This is a genomic window from Paeniglutamicibacter selenitireducens (assembly GCF_051550675.1).
Taxonomy (GTDB): domain Bacteria; phylum Actinomycetota; class Actinomycetes; order Actinomycetales; family Micrococcaceae; genus Paeniglutamicibacter.
Genome location: NZ_JBPULF010000004.1, coordinates 294,933 through 313,012 on the forward strand (window position 1 = coordinate 294,933; position 18,080 = coordinate 313,012).

General features: G+C 66.2%; 17 protein-coding genes. 12 read left to right on the forward strand and 5 right to left on the reverse strand.

All coding sequences use genetic code 11. The features are described from left to right. Positions 1 to 17: 17 nt before the first annotated feature. A complete protein-coding gene (locus ACSYDW_RS10305) occupies positions 18 to 413 on the forward strand; it encodes a hypothetical protein (protein ID WP_438338638.1) in 396 nt (131 codons plus the stop codon). 61 nt (positions 414 to 474) lie between these two features. Here the strand turns inward: ACSYDW_RS10305 and ACSYDW_RS10310 are convergent, their stop codons facing one another. Together ACSYDW_RS10310 and ACSYDW_RS10315 are read right to left on the reverse strand one after the other, a co-directional pair. Further along, positions 475 to 1,389: a cation diffusion facilitator family transporter gene (locus ACSYDW_RS10310; RefSeq protein ID WP_438338639.1), complete on the reverse strand. Its 915-nt coding sequence runs from the start codon at positions 1,387 to 1,389 to the stop codon at positions 475 to 477. Beyond that, on the reverse strand, positions 1,386 to 1,784 hold the full coding sequence (locus ACSYDW_RS10315) for an ArsR/SmtB family transcription factor (RefSeq protein ID WP_438338640.1): 399 nt from the start codon (positions 1,782 to 1,784) through the stop codon (positions 1,386 to 1,388). Before ACSYDW_RS10315 ends, ACSYDW_RS10310 begins: the two co-directional genes overlap by 4 nt. Before the next feature lie 64 nt (positions 1,785 to 1,848). Between ACSYDW_RS10315 and ACSYDW_RS10320 the strand changes: the two genes are divergently transcribed. Then, on the forward strand, positions 1,849 to 2,445 hold the full coding sequence (locus ACSYDW_RS10320) for a DNA-3-methyladenine glycosylase I (protein WP_438338641.1): 597 nt from the start codon (positions 1,849 to 1,851) through the stop codon (positions 2,443 to 2,445). Continuing rightward, complete coding sequence (locus ACSYDW_RS10325; RefSeq protein ID WP_438338642.1) at positions 2,442 to 3,284, forward strand: DNA-3-methyladenine glycosylase family protein; 843 nt, start codon at positions 2,442 to 2,444, stop codon at positions 3,282 to 3,284. Before ACSYDW_RS10320 ends, ACSYDW_RS10325 begins: the two co-directional genes overlap by 4 nt. A gap of 89 nt (positions 3,285 to 3,373) precedes the next feature. Here the strand turns inward: ACSYDW_RS10325 and ACSYDW_RS10330 are convergent, their stop codons facing one another. Beyond that, the gene (locus ACSYDW_RS10330) at positions 3,374 to 4,066 is read right to left on the reverse strand and encodes a biliverdin-producing heme oxygenase (protein WP_438338643.1); all 693 of its coding nucleotides are present in this window, start codon (positions 4,064 to 4,066) and stop codon (positions 3,374 to 3,376) included. A gap of 432 nt (positions 4,067 to 4,498) precedes the next feature. Here ACSYDW_RS10330 and ACSYDW_RS10335 point away from each other — a divergent pair, with 432 nt between their 5' ends. The 7 genes from ACSYDW_RS10335 to ACSYDW_RS10365 all read left to right on the forward strand — a co-directional run bounded on the left by ACSYDW_RS10335 (position 4,499) and on the right by ACSYDW_RS10365 (position 13,057). After that, positions 4,499 to 5,599, forward strand: a complete 1,101-nt coding sequence (locus ACSYDW_RS10335) for a heme/hemin ABC transporter substrate-binding protein (RefSeq protein ID WP_438338644.1) — start codon at positions 4,499 to 4,501, stop codon at positions 5,597 to 5,599. A gap of 2 nt (positions 5,600 to 5,601) precedes the next feature. Beyond that, complete coding sequence (locus tag ACSYDW_RS10340; protein WP_438338645.1) at positions 5,602 to 6,771, forward strand: FecCD family ABC transporter permease; 1,170 nt, start codon at positions 5,602 to 5,604, stop codon at positions 6,769 to 6,771. Next, complete coding sequence (locus ACSYDW_RS10345) at positions 6,768 to 7,586, forward strand: heme ABC transporter ATP-binding protein (protein ID WP_438338646.1); 819 nt, start codon at positions 6,768 to 6,770, stop codon at positions 7,584 to 7,586. The genes ACSYDW_RS10340 and ACSYDW_RS10345 overlap by 4 nt, the downstream gene beginning before the upstream one ends. Continuing rightward, positions 7,583 to 9,007 (forward strand): hypothetical protein, encoded by a 1,425-nt coding sequence (locus ACSYDW_RS10350; RefSeq protein WP_438338647.1) that lies wholly within the window; start codon positions 7,583 to 7,585, stop codon positions 9,005 to 9,007. Before ACSYDW_RS10345 ends, ACSYDW_RS10350 begins: the two co-directional genes overlap by 4 nt. Next, positions 9,004 to 10,341, forward strand: a complete 1,338-nt coding sequence (locus ACSYDW_RS10355) for a hypothetical protein (RefSeq protein ID WP_438338648.1) — start codon at positions 9,004 to 9,006, stop codon at positions 10,339 to 10,341. The genes ACSYDW_RS10350 and ACSYDW_RS10355 overlap by 4 nt, the downstream gene beginning before the upstream one ends. 101 nt (positions 10,342 to 10,442) lie before the next feature. Then, positions 10,443 to 11,834, forward strand: a complete 1,392-nt coding sequence (locus tag ACSYDW_RS10360; protein WP_438338649.1) for a hypothetical protein — start codon at positions 10,443 to 10,445, stop codon at positions 11,832 to 11,834. A 218-nt stretch (positions 11,835 to 12,052) separates the two neighbouring features. Beyond that, entirely contained in the window at positions 12,053 to 13,057 is a 1,005-nt protein-coding gene (locus ACSYDW_RS10365) for a WxL protein peptidoglycan domain-containing protein (RefSeq protein ID WP_438338650.1), read from the forward strand. 266 nt (positions 13,058 to 13,323) lie between these two features. Here the strand turns inward: ACSYDW_RS10365 and ACSYDW_RS10370 are convergent, their stop codons facing one another. Both ACSYDW_RS10370 and ACSYDW_RS10375 read right to left on the reverse strand, forming a co-directional pair. After that, positions 13,324 to 14,172: a siderophore-interacting protein gene (locus ACSYDW_RS10370; RefSeq protein ID WP_438338651.1), complete on the reverse strand. Its 849-nt coding sequence runs from the start codon at positions 14,170 to 14,172 to the stop codon at positions 13,324 to 13,326. Positions 14,173 to 14,211: 39 nt separating this feature from the next. Next, complete coding sequence (locus ACSYDW_RS10375; RefSeq protein ID WP_438338652.1) at positions 14,212 to 14,886, reverse strand: TetR/AcrR family transcriptional regulator C-terminal domain-containing protein; 675 nt, start codon at positions 14,884 to 14,886, stop codon at positions 14,212 to 14,214. Positions 14,887 to 14,986: 100 nt separating this feature from the next. Between ACSYDW_RS10375 and ACSYDW_RS10380 the strand changes: the two genes are divergently transcribed. Both ACSYDW_RS10380 and ACSYDW_RS10385 read left to right on the forward strand, forming a co-directional pair. After that, positions 14,987 to 16,621, forward strand: coding sequence for an amidohydrolase (locus ACSYDW_RS10380; RefSeq protein ID WP_438338653.1), 1,635 nt, complete (start codon positions 14,987 to 14,989; stop codon positions 16,619 to 16,621). Further along, positions 16,618 to 17,988 (forward strand): APC family permease, encoded by a 1,371-nt coding sequence (locus ACSYDW_RS10385; RefSeq protein WP_438338654.1) that lies wholly within the window; start codon positions 16,618 to 16,620, stop codon positions 17,986 to 17,988. The genes ACSYDW_RS10380 and ACSYDW_RS10385 overlap by 4 nt, the downstream gene beginning before the upstream one ends. Positions 17,989 to 18,080: the final 92 nt, after the last annotated feature.

Sequence of the window (18,080 nt, forward strand, 5' to 3'; positions counted from 1 at the left end):
ACACCTAGGCTTGGACCATGCTGCCTCCCCACCCGAACCCGACCACCAAGACGGCGAAAACCCCAAAGCCGAACCACGTGGTGGGGTTGCTCGGCGCGATGGCCGTCGGCGGCGTGGTGGGCTGGTGGATTTCCATTGCCCAGAGGGTGGAGGTCCGCTCCGAGGCGGAGCTGGCGTCAGTAAGGTTCGGGTTCCCGTTTTCGTGGATCACCCAGGACCACTCGGCATCCGCCTACGCCAGGTACCCCCAGGACGTGGCGTTGAGGCTCGACGGCAGGAGCGGGCTGGAACCGCTGCCCACCGACTACGACTGGATGGCGTTCATCGGGGATGCCCTGGTCTGGGGCGTCCTGGCCTGGGTTCTCCTCATGGTTGGCCTGCCGCTGGTTCTCCGGGCTATCCGCGCCAGGTAGTTGCGCCGCCGGAAAACCCGGCCAGGGGCCGCGGTCCGGGCCCATGCGGCGCGTGCGCCCGTCAGTCGTGCCCCTCGTGCTCCGGGGTCTGGTGGCTGTGGGCCTCGATCTGGAATGTCGAATGCTCGATGCTGACCTCGAAGTGCTCGGCCACGCAGGACTGCAGTTCGCCCAGCAGGGTTGCGGCGGCGCCGTTGCGGAAGGCCTCGTCCTCCACCACCACGTGGGCGGTGAGGATCGGCAGGTTGGAGGCGATCTGGCTGGCATGCAGGTCGTGGACCGCGAGCACCATCGGGTGGGCCGCGAGGTGCGCCCGGACATCCTCGAGGTCAAGGCCCTTGGGTGTCGATTCGAGCAGGATGTGCGTGGTCTCCCCCAGCAGCTTCAGCGCGCGCGGAATGATCAGCCCGGAGATGAGCATCGCGGCGATGGAGTCGGCCTGCATCCAACCCGTGGTGGAAATGATGATCGCCGAGACGATCACTGCGACCGAGCCAAGCGCGTCGTTGAGCACCTCAAGGAAGGCGGCACGCATGTTCAGGTTGTCGTCCTTGCCCGAGGCCAGGATCAGCATCGAGGCGATGTTGCCCACCAGGCCGATGATGCCGAAGACCAGCAGGCCCCCGGCCGCTACCTCCGCCGGCTCGAAGAGGCGACGGATGCCGTCGATGAAGGCGTAGACGCCGACGCCGAGCAACAGGGCGGACTGCAGCGTCGCGGAGAGGACCTCGGCGCGGCGGAACCCCCAGGTCCGCTTGGCGGTTGGCTTGCGCATGACAAGCGTGGCGGCGGTGAGTGCCAGCAGCAGGCCCGTCGCATCGGTGAGCATGTGTGCCGCATCGACGAGCAACGCCAGCGAGTTGGTGACGATCGCGCCGACGACTTCGGCGATCAGGATGGTGAAGGTGATCCCGAAGGCCCAGGCAAGCTTTGTCCTGTTGGTGGTCGCGGTGCCGTGGTCGTGGTCGTGGCTCATGCTGTTCCCGTCCCTCCGTCGCGCGGCACCCCGTGCACCTCGCTGAAGTCATGGGCATCCAGCCCCGGTGCGGAGCCGCGGCCGATGTAGTTTTGCGCCTCGCCCAGCAGGGTGCCCAGCAGTGCGGGGTCGGCCAGCGAAAACATGCTGGAACGGCCCACCGCGCGTGAGGTGACAAGCCCGCAGTCGCGCAGGCAGGACAGGTGGGCGCTGACTGTGCTTTGGGCGAGCCCCAGGTGCTCGGTGAGGTCCTTGACCTTGTGCTCCCCGGTGCGCAGGTGGGCCAGGATCATCAGGCGCGTCGGGTCGGCCAGGCCGTGGAACAAGGCGGCGGCCGCAACGTGGGTCTCCACGGTTTCGCTGCCCGTGTGGTCCGCTCGAACTATCATCGTCATATTACGATGATAGCGCTATCTGGCGATAAGGCCAGCTGCACGGAACACATGGCAGGATGGGAACATGGATACGGGGAATGTCATCGGTGAAGACCAGCTCGCTCGTCCGGCCTGGGCCGCGACCGACCCGATGATGCGCAATTACTACGACACCGAATGGGGCATGCCGGTGCGCGACGAGCACGGCGTCTTTGAGCGTCTGAGCCTCGAGGCATTCCAGTCCGGGCTGTCGTGGGCCACGATCCTGCGCAAGCGGGAGAACTTCCGCGAGGCGTTCGATGGCTTCGACCCCGACGTCATCCAGGGCTTTGGCGAGGACAAGGTCGAGGACTTGCTCGGCAACGCCGGGATCATCCGGAACCGGGCCAAGATCCTTGCCACCATCAAGAACGCCAAGGCCACCATCGAGTTGCGCCAGGACGGCGGCCTGGCGAAATTCGTCTGGTCGTTCAAGCCCGCGCAGACCCCCGCCCCGCGCACCATGGCCGAGATCCCGACCACCAGCCCGGAATCGCTTGCGCTGTCCAAGGCGCTGAAGAAGCGCGGCTTTTCGTTCGTGGGGCCCACAACCATGTACGCGCTCATGGAGGCACTCGGGATCGTCGACACGCATCTGGTGCAGAGCCACCGCCGGGGCACCTCGGGGGTCTGGGACGCGTGACGCGGCAGTTCCTCGAGGCCAACGGGAAACTGGACCCGGGGCACATGATGCACGTGCTGGGAATCCATTCCATCCCCGGCCTGGACATCCACGAGCCGGCACACACCCGGCACACGCGACTTGTCCCGTTGTCCTCCGGACCCTGCGCGACAACCCTGGAATTCTCCGCGGACGGCGTCGCAATCGAACACCCTGAAACCGACGATGCAGAGGAACTTGCCCGCATCACGCGGGCCTGGTTGGACCTGGACACCGACCTTGCACCCGTGCAGGAGGCCTTCGCCCACGACGACCTGCTTGCCCCGCTGGTGGATGCCAGGCCGTGGCTGCGCTCGGTCGGCTACCTCAACGGGTTCGAGGCTGCGGCAACCACCATCCTGGGGCAGCAGGTCTCGCTGGCCGCGGGACGCACCTTCGGCGGCCGGTTTGTCGCGGCCTACGGCCGCGAATCCCCGGAAGGCCTCCATGAGTTCCCGCGGCCCCACGACGTGATGGCCGGCGGCCTGGAGGCGCTGCGCGAGGCGATCGGCCTGACCCGGGCCCGCGCTGCAACCCTCTTCGGCATGGCGGAAAGCTTTGCCGCGAAGGGCTTTTCCGCCCCGGGGCGGTTCCCGCTGGACCGCGGCGAACTGCTCGCCCTGCGCGGGGTGGGCCCGTGGACGGCCGACTACCTGCAGATGCGCGGGCGGAGCGATCCCGACGCATTCGTACCCGGGGACCTGGTGGTCCGCCGGGCACTGAACCGCGTCACGGAGCGCGAGGCCGCCCGGCTGTCAGCGGCATGGGCCCCTTACAGGTCCTACGCCATGGTGCACCTGTGGGCATCCGACGCCGCCTGAGGACATGCAAAAGCGCGGTTCCGCGAGGCGTTACCAAGCCTCGCGGATCCGCGCTTTTCACCGGCCGAACTGGAATCCGCCGGCTTTTGCTATGCCGGCACCAATGCCGACTGCTGTGACTGGGTGAGCAAGTCCCTGAACAGCGCCTTGTTAAGCGTGAATCCCTTCGCCGCTTCTTCGAGCAGGGAGGAAGCCCGCTCGGGTGTCACCGCATAGGCATCGAGCTTCGCGCGGTATTCGTCCTTGTATGGCTTGTGCTTGTCGATCCCCTCGAAGCGCCACATGCTGAGATCGTCCTGGGCAATGCCGTAGTGGCGCTCGACAAGCCGGCCGATGATCTGGCCACCGGACAAATCGCCCAGGTAGCGCAGATAGTGGTGGGCCACGACCCTGGCCGGGTCCTCGGCCGCAGCACGAATGTGCCGGACGTACTCCTCGGTCGCCGGGAGCGGCGCGGGCACCTGTGCGAACCCGTGGGCAGGCAGGAGGCCATCAAGGTCCGCACGGATCTGCGACAAGCGCTCGAGCCGGAGGTCGAAGATCGGGGCCAGGTCCGGATCGTCGGCCAGGGCCCGAACCTCGACTTCCAATGCCGCATAGATGTAGGTGTACTGCGAGAGCAACAGGACATAGTCGCGCGAGCTACGAGTTCCGTTCATCAGAGTCGTGATGAACTCGCTGCCTTCGGCTTCGTCGTGGTCGGCCTTGGTTACTTCCTTGAGCCGCGCGGAAAACAGCACCTCGTCGTCGTTCGACATCAGCATCCCCCTGAGAGTTGTCATTTAGTTGAAGCTATCCTAACCGCAACATTGACAATAACGATAGCCAGAACTGCCCTAAATGACCACCGAACACCGTTCATTGACATATATTGACCCGTCGCCACCGATCAGAAAACTGCCCGGATTTCGCCGGAACCACTGCCACCCATGGGCAGAAGCCCTCCTGCGCGGTCGGCTGAAATATTTCGCCGCGCGTCGAAACGGCAATAGAGGACACGGACCCGCGCAGGGCTCCGCGATATACCAACCAGTGAATGGCATTCACAACGGACCCCATTTTGTCCAATTTGCTCACGGTATCGTGCTTTAAGTTAGACTCCTGAACTTAGGTGAGCATTACCATGGTGCCGCTTGGGGGATTGTCACGAATGCCGTTCGAACGGACCCCGAAATCCATGCCGCTCGATTCGTTGACATTCCAAAGGAAACACATTGCGTACAACGCTGTTCAGCCGCCGGCCTCCCAAGGCGGTTGCGCTCGTGGCCCTGTTGGCCGTTCTGCTGGCCGGCTGCTCCGCCGCACCGGAATCCGCTGCCGCCGGTCAGGGCAAGGCGCTTGGTAGCGCCAGCATTCTCGAGGACCCCAAGAACCACGTGGGACCCTCGACTGCACTCTTGTCCCGGCCAGCGCTGGATCCGGTCGCGAAGAACCCCGCACCCGCCCTGCCAGTGACCCTCACCGATGCGCAGGGCACCGAGGTTACCGTCACCGATGTATCCCGCATCCTGCCCATCGACCTCTACGGCACCTCGTCGCGCATCGTCTACGACCTCGGTCTGGGCGGCAACGTCGTCGGCAGGGACGTGTCCTCCGATTTCGAGGAAATCAAGGACCTCCCGCTCGTCACCCACAACGGGCACGAGCTGAACGCCGAGGCCATCCTTGAACTCGCGCCAACCGTGATCATCACCGATTCCTCGCTCGGGCCCTGGGACGTTGTGCTCCAGATGCGCGAGGCCGGCATCCCCGTGTTCGTCGTCGATTCGCACCGCAGCCTGGAAAACACGCAGGACATGATCAAGCAGATCGCCAACGCACTGGGCGTGCCGGAGCAGGGAGCAGAACTGGCCAAGCGCACCGGCGAACAGGTCGCGTCGATGACCGCACGGATCGCGGAGATCGCACCCGAGGGCACCGACCGCCTGCGAATGCTTTTCCTGTATGCGCGGGGAGAGTCGGGGGTCTACTACCTCTTCGGCGAGGGGTCCGGCACCGACTCGCTGATCACCTCCCTTGGCGGCGTCGACGTCGCCAGCGAGATCGGATGGAAGGGCATGCGCCCCATGACCGACGAGGCACTCATCGAGGCGGCGCCCGACCTTGTCATCATGATGACAAGCGGCCTTGAATCAGCGGGCGGGGCCGAAGGCATCCTCGCCAGCGTCCCGGCGCTCGCCCACACCCCGGCCGGGTCCAAGCAGCGCATCGTGGACATGGCGGACTCTGACGTGCTCAGCTTCGGTCCGAACTCAGCCGCCATCCTCGAAGCGCTTTCCGTGGCCATCTACGCCCCCGAAGCCGAAGGCAAGTAGCCATGGGCGCCCCGCATGCCTTGCCGCTACTGCTGCCGGACGGGCAGCCCGGCCACCGGGCGGAATCCGCCCCGACTGCATCCGCTACGACCGCATCCACGCCGACGACCTCCGCACTTCCGGCGTCCAACCCCCGGCGGCGTTTCACGGCCGGAATGTTGATCGCCGGCTTGGCCATGGCCCTGGTCGTTGCGGCCCTGGTCTCCGCCGGAACGGGCCAGATGAGCCTGAGCCCGGCCGAGGTCTTTGCCAGCGTTACCCACAGGCTCGGGCTGGACTGGGGCACGCTGCCGACGCACCCGCACGCCGAATCCGCACTCTGGGCGATCCGGTTCCCGCGCGTGGTGATGGCCATCGCCATCGGTGCGGCACTGGCCTGCTCGGGCGTGCTCATGCAGGGCGTCTTCGGGAACCCGCTGGCCGAACCCGGCGTCGTCGGCGTCTCCTCCGGGGCCGCGGCCTTCGCCTGCATCGTGATCGTCTTCGGGCTGAACTTCCTGGGCAGCTGGACCGTTGCCTTCGGCGCGTTCGTCGGCGGCCTGGCCGCCACGGCGTTGGTCTACGCCACAGCGCGCTCCGGCGGACGCACGGAGGTCGTCACCCTGGTGCTCACCGGCGTTGCCATCAACGCCGTGGGCGGCGCGGTGATAGCCCTGATGACCTTCCTGGGCGACAACTCCTCGCGCGAGGAGATCGTTTTCTGGCAGCTCGGCTCGCTCAACGGCACCCGTTGGGAGAACGTCTGGGTGGCAGGACCCATCATCCTGGCGGGCATCGGGCTGGCGTTCCTCTTCACCCGCAAACTGGACCTGCTCGCCCTCGGCGAGCGCCCGGCCCGGCACCTGGGCGTCGACGTCGAGCGGATGCGCCGGCAGGTGATCGTCCTGGTGGCGATCCTGACCAGCGCGGCCGTGGCGTTCGCCGGCATCATCGGCTTTGTGGGGCTGGTGGTCCCGCACATCCTGCGCATGGCCATGGGCCCCGGGCACCGGACGCTGCTGCCCGCCAGCGCCCTGGGCGGGGCGTTGCTGCTGCTCATCGCGGACACGGTGGCGCGCACCCTGGTTCCCAATGCGGACCTGCCCATCGGCATGCTCACCGCGCTGGTGGGCGGGCCCTTCTTCTTCTGGCTGATCCGCCGCACGCGCAGGACGGCCGGTGGTTGGTCATGAGCCGCGAACCCGTCATGCAGGCACACGCGGCACGGCTGTCACTTGCCGGCCGGCCGATCCTCGACGGCATCGACCTGGAGCTCCACGCGGGCGAGGTCGTGGCGCTGGTCGGCCCCAACGGGGCCGGCAAGTCCACGTTGCTGGCAGCGCTCTGCGGGGACGCCAACCTGGACTCGGGCAGCATCACGCTGCACGGCCTCGAGCTCGGGAAGTGGAACGTCAAGGACCTGGCCAAGGCGCGCTCGGTCCAGATGCAGGACGCCCACGTGTCCTTCGCCTTCACCGCACGGGATGTGGTCCGCATGGGCCGCGCGCCCTGGGTGGGCAGCGAGATGGAGGATCGGGACGATCAGGTTGTCGAGGCGGCCCTGCGCAACACCGAAAGCACGGCACTGGCCCCGCGCGTGGTCCCGACACTCTCCGGCGGCGAACGCGCGCGTGTGGCATTCGCCCGCGCGCTGGCCCAGGAAACCCGGATCATCATGCTCGACGAGCCGACGGCCGCCATGGACATCCGCTACCAGGAACTGCTGCTCACCCGCACGCGCGAGCGGGCCGCGGCCGGAGCCACGGCGGTGGTGGTGCTGCACGACCTGTCACTGGCCGCCGCCTACGCGGACCGGATCGTGCTGTTGCACGCGGGACGAATCCGGATGGCCGGGACCCCGCGCGAGGTGCTGAGGCCGGACGTGCTCGAAGAGGTCTACCGGCACCCGGTGGCAGTCATCGAGCACCCAGATTCGGGCGGGCTGGCCGTGGTGCCGCTTCGCCCCCATTTGAACCACACACGCGCGCCCCAGGAGGAACTCGTATGAAGACCGGAATTTCCGGCCACACCGGCCGCCGGACATGGGCGTCGGCGCTCGCCCTGGCACTGGTCATGAGCCCGGTACTGATCGGGCTCAACCCCCAGCCCGCCGAGGCAGCACCTCGTATCAGCGTGGTCTCCTCGCTGGGCACCGCCAAGGCTTCAGCCGGCGGGCCCACCACCGTCACGGTGGCGGGTTCGGGCCTGCAGTCGATTCCCAAGGCCTTTGGCGGCGTCTACGTGGCCTTCGGCTACGTGAAGAACAGCGGGAACTGGCGCCCCAGCCAGGGCGGCAAGTCCGGACGCGACTTCTTCTACGTCTCGGACTCGCAGTCGAAGAACAACCAGGGATACCAACGCTTCGTGGCATTCCCCGGGTCAAGTACTTCCGACTCGGCCAACGGCGGAACGCTCTCGGCCTCCGGCGCCTTCAAGCTCAAGATGGTCATTCCGGGCCCGACGTTCCGGGCCGAAACAACCTCCGGCGGAAGCACCACCATCGATTGCCGCAAGGTGCAATGCGGCGTCTTCACCTTCGGCGCCCATGGCGTGGCCAACGGCAACAACGAGTCGTTCACGCCCGTCAGCTTCGGCGCCGCGACCACGAACCAGGGATCAACGCCCCAAGGCACCACTGAACAAAGCACCAGCGCGGGATCCTCGGGCGGCACAACCCCGACCCCTGCGGCCCAGGGCCAGAACTCGGATGCCTCCGCTCCCGGGACCGCCTCGGGAACCGAAGTCCTCGCCAACCAGGACGCGCAGGCCGGAACGGCACCCCGGGCGGTCGCCGGCGGCAACCCTTCGCTGGGCATCGAACAGAAAACGGTCGTTGCCGGACGGGCCCTGGCCTTCACCGGCCAGGGCTTTGCCCCGGGCGAGCAGGTCGTCGGCACGCTGGCCTCGGGCATCACTGCGGCCGGCCCGATCACCGCGGGGACCTTCGGGGAAGTGGCGGGTGCCGTGCAGATCCCCGCGGACATGGTTCCCGGCACGCACAAGCTGAAGCTGGCCGGTGCTGGCTCCGGAACAAATGTCGAGGCGGAGTTCAGCGTGATGGCCAATCCGGCAACACTGGCAGCCCCCGCCCAAGGATCCACGGACGGCATGAAGTGGGCCTTGATTGCGGTGATCGTGGCCGGGTCACTGCTATTCCTTGTCGTTCTGGTCTCCTTGGTCACCGCGTTGGCCCGGCGAAGCAAGTCAGCCAAACCGCGTCCGAAAGCCAGGAAGCGGCGTCGTCCGGCATCCCGCGGTCGCGGCGCCTCCCCCGCCAGGGGTGGGGCCGCAACCGCCGGTGTGGCGGAGCCAGCGACGCCGCTCCCCCATGCGGCCGATGACACCCACTACGCCGCGGACGCTGCCTCCGATCCGGCAACCAATGCCATCGGGCTGCTCAACGATCCTTTTGAAAAGGAGCCTGCATGAGATACCTGAAGGCATCGGGATTCGTCATCGCTGCAACACTGCTCCTGGCGCCGTTCTCGATCGGTGCAGCCAACCCGGCAATGGCTGCGGACCAGCCCCACCCCATAGACATACATGTCAAGATCCCGGAAACCGCCGAGAACCCCAAAAAATTCACCGTCACGGATGCCCAATTCCGCTGGGGGTTGAACAAGGAAGCCAGCTCGGGCGCCCACTTCGGCGGCTGCAATTTCCTGTCGGCAGGCGTCGCCGGCAATACCGGGTCTTCACGTCCCTGGACCGAATCCGACGGATTCTACACCGCGAGTTCGGGGGAAACCCGCATCGAAAAACCCGGTAGTTCGGGCACGTGGGTCATGGATTCCTGGGACAAGAAGTGCCTCGATGCCAGCGGTCGGGAGGTCGGAACCAGCGCGGGCGAGCAAGGGACGGGTTCGCAGGTGGTGATTGACGGCGGGACTGGCGATATAGACATGGTCAGGAATACTGCAGAAATCCATTGGAAGGGTTCCTTCTCCGTCGCGATGTACGGCGGACTGACCTATTGGTCCGCCACCGACCCGGTCCTTTCCGTCGCCAATGGGAAGGGCACCTTGAGCGCCACCCTCAGCGGATATGGATCGGATCGCCTGGACACCACCAAATGGTCCAAGCTCGCCCCGCGACAGATCACTCTCGCCACCCTGCCGAGCGTCGAGTTGGGCGAAAAGGGCATAGTTGCCGAGCCCGCGTACAAGCAGGTTCGCATTGACGGGGTCGAGATCCCTCAAGCCAGGGACGGTGCCAACTGGGGTTCATTCCCCGCCGACTTCGTTGGATTCCAAGCCGAAACCGGGCAGGGTGCGTATTGGTATTCCTCGGGAGGTGCTGGCGACGGCCGCAAGGTCGCTTCGCCCATATATGCCGCCTATACGCCCGATGCGTCCATCGCGCCCACCATCCCGCCCGCCACGAAGCCTCAGGTTCCCGGTGGCACCGACGCCGGGATGGGCGACCAGTCCGGGACCGGCTCCGAATCCGGCAACAATTCATCAAGCGGCGACGGATCGGTTGTCGGAGGCGGATCAGGCCAGGGAACCGTTGTCGGCAGCGGCACCGTAGTGGAAACACCCCCGGCCGGAACCGTTCTGGCGGCAGCGGCCACGGCTGCGGTCGGTGCAGCGAACTGGCTGGGCGGGTCGTTCATTCCGGGCGCCATCGAACTGGCCAAGGACCACCGCGAAATGCTCCTGTGGTCGATCGCCGGGCTACTGATCTTGACCGCCCTTAGCTGGGTTGGATTCCGCCGGGGATGGTTCGTCTTGCCGTTCTCGACACCCAAATCCGACAGCTAAAGACAGACTAAGTTAAATGACTACGTTCCAAATGCCGTAATTTGTGCACTTTTTGGAAAGTTAAGTTAGCCTAACCTTACAAACAACCACTCGGAGGAATCATGTCCGCACGCCGTTGGGCAACGCCCACGACACGCAAATCACTCGCAGCCGCCACGGTTGCCGGTCTGGCACTCGCACTTGGTGCATTTGCAACCCCTGCCCAGGCGGCAGAACAGAGCATCTCGGATGTCACGCTGAGCTGGGGGCTCAACCTCGAATCCGGCGCCGGCGCACACCAGCCGGGCGCCTGCAACTTCCTGTCGGCGGGCAAGGCCGGGAACTCCGGCTCCAGCCGCGCCTGGACCGAAGCGGACGGTTTCTACAAGTCCAACGAAGGCAACGTGAAGATCGTCAAGGACGGACCGGACGGTAGCACCATCGACGTCAACTGGGCCAACAAGTGCCAGACCGGCGCCGGGACACCGGTCAGCCCCTCGGGCACCACGAACGTCAGCAACAACAAGGTCATCCTCTCCAAGGGCACTGGCACCGTGGACACCACCGCCAAGACCGCCCACATCCAGTGGACCGGGTCCTTCACTTCGGTGTTCTACACCGGTTTGACCTACTGGTCCGCAAGCAACCCCGAGCTGACCGTCAACGCCGATGGAAGCGCAACCCTGACGGCAACGGCAAGCGGCTACGGTGCTTCCATGGAAGACTCCAAGGTCTGGGAAGCCATTGCCCCGAAGAAGATCACCCTGGCCAACCTCACCGGCGTTGAAGTGGATGCCGACGGTTTCGTCAAGGTGCCCGAATACAAGAACGTCACGGTACCTGCCAGCGTCACGAACCAAGTGACCACAGGAGCCAGCTGGGGCGCATTCCCGCAGGACTTCGTTGAATTCCAGGGCAAGACCGGAACCCAGGCCTACTGGTACTCCACCGGCGGCTCCGCCGATCCACGCAAGGCCGCCACGGCACTTTCTGTTGGCTGGACTGTTGAAGATGTCGTTCCGCCCGTCACGGGAGACGACAAGAACGTCGACGTCGACGTCAAGGTCCCCGAGACAGTCGTAGAGCCGGAGCCGGAGGTCTTCTCGTGGACCGTGGCAGCCACCAGCACGTCGCTGACCAATGCGACCCAGCAGGCTGGCGGAACATTCGGCGCCACCGGCACGCTGCCTAGCATCACCGTTACCGACACCCGCAATGCCTCGACCGGTTGGTCGCTGAATGGCAAGGCCTCGAGCTTCACCGCCGCTGCAGGTACGTTCCCGGGATCGGCGCTGGGCTGGGATCCAGCAGTTTCGGCTCCGACCGGAACCATCGTCGAGGGCGCCGTCGTTGCGGCAGGAAACCCCGGCTTGGGATCTGCCCAGACCCTGGCTTCCACCTCGGGCAGCAACACCGGTGCAACCGTTGACGCGGCTCTCGAGCTGGTGGCACCGGCAGGAACCAAGGCCGGCAACTACACCTCACGCGTGACGCTGACGCTGATCGGGGAGTAGCTCCCGATACAAAGTGGGGTGCTTGGTTTCCCGTTGGCACCAACGGAAGGCCAAGCACCCCGCTTTTGCGCGTAGCGATCTTGTCCGTCGAAGGACCCCTCCGATTCCAGGACAACGCCGAACTCCCATCCACCCTTCATTCCGAGGACACCATGCGCTCGCTGCATACATACAAGATTTCCCGGCTCGGCCGCTGGGGCACTACCTTGGCAACCGCCATGGCACTCTCACTCCTTCCCTTCACCGGTTCGGCAGCATACGCGGCACCGGCCGACGAGCTGTCCTGGAGCATCAAGCCGGGTGGCGAGTCCTCCCGCAGCAACTTCAGCTACGAGCTCGAGGCAGGTGACAAGCAGAAGGACTCCTTCGAGGTCACAAACCTCGGCGCCACGGAAATTTCACTGGAGATCTACGCCGCCGATGGAATCACCTCGAGCAGCGGAGCGCTGGACCTGCTGCCCGCGGACGAGCCCTCCACCCGCGTCGGCGCATGGGTCACGGTGGAACAACCCCGGATCACGCTCTCCCCGGGCGAAACGGAAAGTGTCGACTTCGCCCTCGACGTCCCGGAGGACACCGAACCCGGCGATTACGTCGGCGGCCTGATTTCCTCATACGTCGAGGCGTCCGGAGGCAGCACCGTTGTTGTGGACCGCCGCCTTGCCACCCGCATGAACGTGAAGGTGGGCGGAGAAGGAACCGTCGCGCTCGAGGTGCAGGACGCGAAAACGAGCACCGCGACCGCGTGGAACCCCTTTGCCCCCGTGGCCACAACAGCTACCTTCACACTGAAAAACACCGGTACGGTTCGGGCCCGCGGCCCCTACACCATCACGACCCAAGGGCCCTTTGGCCTTGGCGCCACGAGCCAGACCTTCGCTGCTGACGAGTTGATACCCGGCGGAAGCGCCACGATCGCCCAGCAGATCGAGGGCATCTGGCCCCTCTTCAACCTCGCCACGGAGATTTCCGTGGCACCCGAGGGCATCGACGGTTCACCCGGTGAACCGAGCACCGCCGGAACCAGCGAGTTGGCCGTGCCGTGGGGCCAACTTGCCCTGTTGGTGGCGCTGGTCGCCATCGCCGTGGCGGTCGGGCTGCGTCGCGGCCGGTACTACGACGAAGACGACGAAGACGAGGCGCCGGAAGCCCTTGCGAGCGCTTCGACTGCGCCCTCTGGACGCCGCGCGGCTGCTCCACGGGACTCCGCGGAAAACGGCTAGCCCGCTCGGCCACACGACCCCACCACGCGAAAGGCCTGTGGGTTCCGCCATCATTTGACGGAACCCACAGGCCTTTCTGCCGTTAGATGCTCGGAGCGCCACAGGCTCCTGCACCAGCCGTCGGGGCATGTGCAAAAAGACCTCCGGCGGGTGGAGAACACCAGTGTTCTCCACCCGCCGGAGGTCTTCATCCATGCGGTCAAGCGCTAACGATCCCGCGGGGAATCCTTGTGCCGCAGCCGCTATCGGCTACGTGGTTCGGTGCTTCAGGCGTTCTGCGGCTCCGGGAAGATCTGGCCGATCGGGCTCTTCTTCTCAGCCTGGAACTCGTCCTCGGCACGGCCGAAGGCCCAGTACGCCGAAAGCGACATGGCCTTGCGGTCGACCTTGCGGTCGCCATGCAGGTAGGCGCGCAGGGACTTCATGGTTTCACGCTCGCCGTGGGCGAATACCTGAATGCTTCCCGCGGCCCATGGCGCGTCGCGGACCACTGATTCGATCCGCGTGTTTTCCGGGGTGAAGGGTCCGCCGCGGTGCAGCCAATGCACGGCTACGCCCTTCGGAACCTCGAGTTCGACGTGGTCCTCGGGGCCGCCGACCTCAAGGTACACGTCGCCGACCATCTCGGGAGTCATGTCCGCGATCGCCGCCGAAATGGCGGGCAGGGCCGTCTCGTCGCCGATCAGCAGGTGTCGGTCGAACGACGGATCCGGCGTGTAGAGGCCGCCGGGCCCACTGAAGCAGATCAGGTCGCCGGGCACTGCATGCTGCGCCCAGGGGCCGGCCAGTCCCTCGTCGCCGTGGACCACGAAGTCGATCTGCAGTGTCTTCGCGTCCAGGTCCACGTGGTGCAGCGTGTAGGTGCGGCGCACCGGGAAGTCCTCGGGCGCCAGCTCTTCGCGCAGGACATCGAGGTCGTAGGGCGGAACCAGTCCCAGCTCCGGCTTGGCGAAGAGGATTTTCACGTAGCGGTCGGAAACCAGCTTGTCCTGGAAATCCGCGAACCCCGGGCCGCCGAAAGTCAGACGAACCATGTGCTCGGAGACCATCTCGGTCGCCACCACTTCGAGGACCACCTGCGGGCGGGCCGGACGTGCCAAACTCTGCGTACTCACCGAAGACCACTTTCTTGGATTAGGGAAGGTATTCCTATCCTAATCCAAGGTCCGATGGGTAAGCGAATGCACATCGCCGCCCGCCACTCCGTTCTTCCGGGCCAAACCCGCAATGAAGATCTCCAGGCCCACCTCGAAGGCGGCGTCCGCGCGCGACCCACTGGGGCCAAGCCGCCCCAGGACGGCAACCAGGCCGGGGGTCCGTTCGGCGGCTTCCCCGGGTTCGAACATGTCATCCGGGGCCACCGCGTCGAGTGCGGATCCGAGGATGAAGGACTCCAGCGCCACCATGTCGCCCATGACCCTCGACTCCGCCCAACCCGCCGCCAGGAAACCTTGGATGACCCGCTCGTACATCAACAGGGTGTTCGTGGAGCCAGTGATCGGCTCTGTCGCCAGCAGCGCTATCGCATTGGGGTGCGCGGAGAACGCCTTGCGGTAGGACCTCGCCCACCGCTCGACGGCCACCGCCCAGGGCTCCGTCCCGAAACCGCTGGTGTCGATGCCATCGTTCACCATCTCACGCATGCCCACGAACAGCGCCTGCTTGTTCCTGACATGGTGATACAAGGCCGGCGGCTTGACGCCCAGCTCCCCTGCGAGCGCCGCCATCGAGAACTTCTCCGGGCCCACCGAGTTGAGCAGCTTCAGCGCCGCACGAAGGATCTTCTCCCGGTCCAACACGGACTCACGAGGACGACCGACACGACGCATTTCCGATGAATCCACAAAAAACCTTGCCTGTGATGCCGCACACATATATTGTTGGCGGCAGATTTTATTTAATCACATTAAATTGCTGGGAGTTCCACCCTTGACACTGACAGTCTTCCATTCCGGATATGCCTCCGGCACGCCTTCGGGCACCGAATGCGCCGTGGCGGTCGCCGGATCGGTGATTTCAGCCGTGGGACCCGAGGCGGAGGCCCTGATACCGATAGCCGACCACCTGCACGACCTTCAGGGCGGCTACCTGGGACCCGCATTCGGCGACGGCCACGCCCACCCGCTCTTTGCCGGCCTCGAGGGTGTGGGACCGCAGATCCGCGCCTGCACCACCCTCGAGAATGTTCTCGCCGCGGTCGGCACGTGGGCATCCGAAAACCCCGGTGCCGACTGGATCGTCGGCGCCAGCTACGACGCCACCCTCGCCCCGGACGGCCGCTTCGATGCCCGCTGGCTCGACAAGGTGGTTCCGGATCGCCCCGTCATGCTGCGCGCCTGGGACTACCACACCATCTGGGTGAATTCGAAGGCCCTGGAGATCGCCGGGATCACCTCCACGACCCCCGAGCCGGCCCTCGGCGCGATCCTGCGACGCGGGGACGGTTCCCCGCTGGGCACCCTCTGCGAACCGGGTGCCATCGACCTTGTCGCCCGGCACGTTCCCCCCTACGGCCCCGAGGTCCATGTCGCCGCGCTCGACCGTGCGACGGCATCGCTGGCTAAGGCGGGAGTGACCTGGGTCCAGGACGCCTGGGTTGAACTCGACGCGGTCGGGCACTACCTCGCCGCGGCACGTTCCAAGGCCCTGAACACCCGGATGAACCTGGCCTTCCGGGCGGACCCGGTCACCTGGCGGAGCCAGCTGCCCGGGTTCGAGTCCGCGCGCGCCCAGGTCGTCGCGGCGCGTGAGGAACTGCTCAGCGCGAACACCATCAAGTTCTTCCTCGACGGCATCGTCGAATCGCACACCGCCCACATGCTCGACCCGTACTCAGACAGGGACCACACCCATGGGTTGCCCAACTGGGACCTCGATTCCCTCACCAGGGCCGCCATCGCTGTAGACGCCATGGGATTCCAGCTGCACCTGCATGCCATCGGCGACGCCGCCGTCCGCCAGGGCCTGGACGCCATCGAGGCCGTGATCGAGGTCAACGGGAAGCGCGACCGGCGGCCGGTCATGGCGCACCTGCAAGCCGTCTCCCCGCAGGACCTGCCGCGCTTCAAGGCCCTCGGGGTCGTTGCGAACTTCGAGCCGCTGTGGGCGCAGTGCGACGCCGTGATGACGGAACTGACCTTCCCGCGGCTGGGCAGGGACCGCTCGGCCCGACAGTTCCAGATGGGGGAAATCGCCGCGGCGGGCGTCCCGGTGTCCTTCGGCAGCGACTGGCCCGTGACCCACCACCACCCGATGGCGGGCATCGCCGTCGCGGTGACCCGCACCGGTTCCGCCGAGGCCGACCAGGCACCCCTGCCCGGGGCCCGCTTCGGCGTGGACGAAGCCCTGGATTCCTACAGCCGCCAGGTCGCGTACCAGGCCTTCGCCGAACACGAACGCGGCACCCTGGCCCCGGGGATGCTCGCCGACCTGGTCTGGCTCGAACAAGACCCACGCTCCGCCGACCCGGCGCAGTTCCCCGGCCTGAAGGTGCTCGGCACCTGGCTTGCCGGATCCCCCACCCACCTCGCAGCAGGCGAACCCCTCATGGAAGGCTCCCGATGAGCGCCAAGACCCACACCCGCCCCCTCCTGTCCGGCCCCGGCTCCACGGGCCGGCCCAACGAACTCAAGCGTGTCCTCGGCGTCCCCTTCCTGGTCCTCTTCGGGCTGACCTACATGGCCCCGGTGACGGTCTTCACGACCTACGGCGTCGTTACCGGAATCTCCAACGGCCACCTGCCCGCGTCATACATCGTGGCCCTGGCCACCATGCTGTTCACCGCGCTCAGCTACGCCCACATGAGCCGGGCCATCCCGCGCGCCGGTTCCGCCTACGCCTACACCCAGCAGGCCTTCGGCGGGAACATCGGCTTCGCCACCGGCTGGACGCTGATGCTCGACTACCTTTTCATCCCGATGATCAACTTCCTGCTGATCGGCATCTATATGAACACGCAGTTCCCGGCCGTCCCGGCCTGGGTGTTCTCGCTGGTGTCCCTGGTCCTGGTGTTCGGCTTGAACGTGGTGGGCATCAAGTTTATCGGCCGGCTCAGTGCCACCGTCGTCGCGGCGTCAGTGCTGATGATCGGGATCTTCGTTGCGCTGGTGCTGAACCAGGTGCTTAACGCCGACGCGCCGAACATGCTCGCCCCGTTCTCCTTCGGCGCCGACGGGCTGGGCCCCATCTTCGCCGGTGCCGCGGTGCTCTCGCTGTCCTTCCTGGGCTTCGACGCGATCTCCACGCTGTCCGAGGATGCGAAGAACCCCAGCAAGTCGATTCCCACGGCCATCGTGCTGACCACGCTGGCGGGCGGCCTGATCTTCATCGCCGTGGCCTGGGCCGGCGCCCTGGCCCACCCGGACTACACCAGCTTCACCGACCCCGACGCGGCAGGCATCGAACTCATGGCCGGGGTCGGCGGGGACGTCCTCACCGCGATTTTCGTCGCCGTCTACGTGGTCGGGTCCTTCGGTTCGGCCATGGCTTCGCAGGCCAGCGTCACCCGCATCATCTATTCGATGGGGCGCGACGGCCTGCTGCCGCGCCGCATGGGCATGCTGCACCGCCGCTTCGCCACGCCGATCTACGCCACCTTGGTGGTGTCCGTGGTGTCGCTGACCTTCCTCTTCGTGGACCTGACCACGGCGGCTTCGGTGGTCAGCTTCGGCGCCCTCGTCGCGTTCTCGATGGTGAACCTGTCGGTCATCAAGACCTTCTTCATCGACTCCAAGGCACGCGGGCCGCTGGGGGCGCTGCTCTACCTGGTCCTGCCGCTGGTCGGCTTCGCGCTGACCCTCTGGCTGTGGACCTCGCTCTCCGGCACCAGCCTGGTGGTGGGCATTGTGTGGTTCCTTGCGGGAATGGTCTTCCTTGCCGTGCGCACCAAGGGCTTCCGGGTGGCCCCGCCGAAGCTCACCTTCGAGGACTGAGCCGGCGCCGCCCCTCCGACAACTCGGGCCGGGGGGGCCCCCCCCCGGGGGGGGGCCCCCCCCCCGGGGGGGGGGGGGGGGGGGGGGGGGCC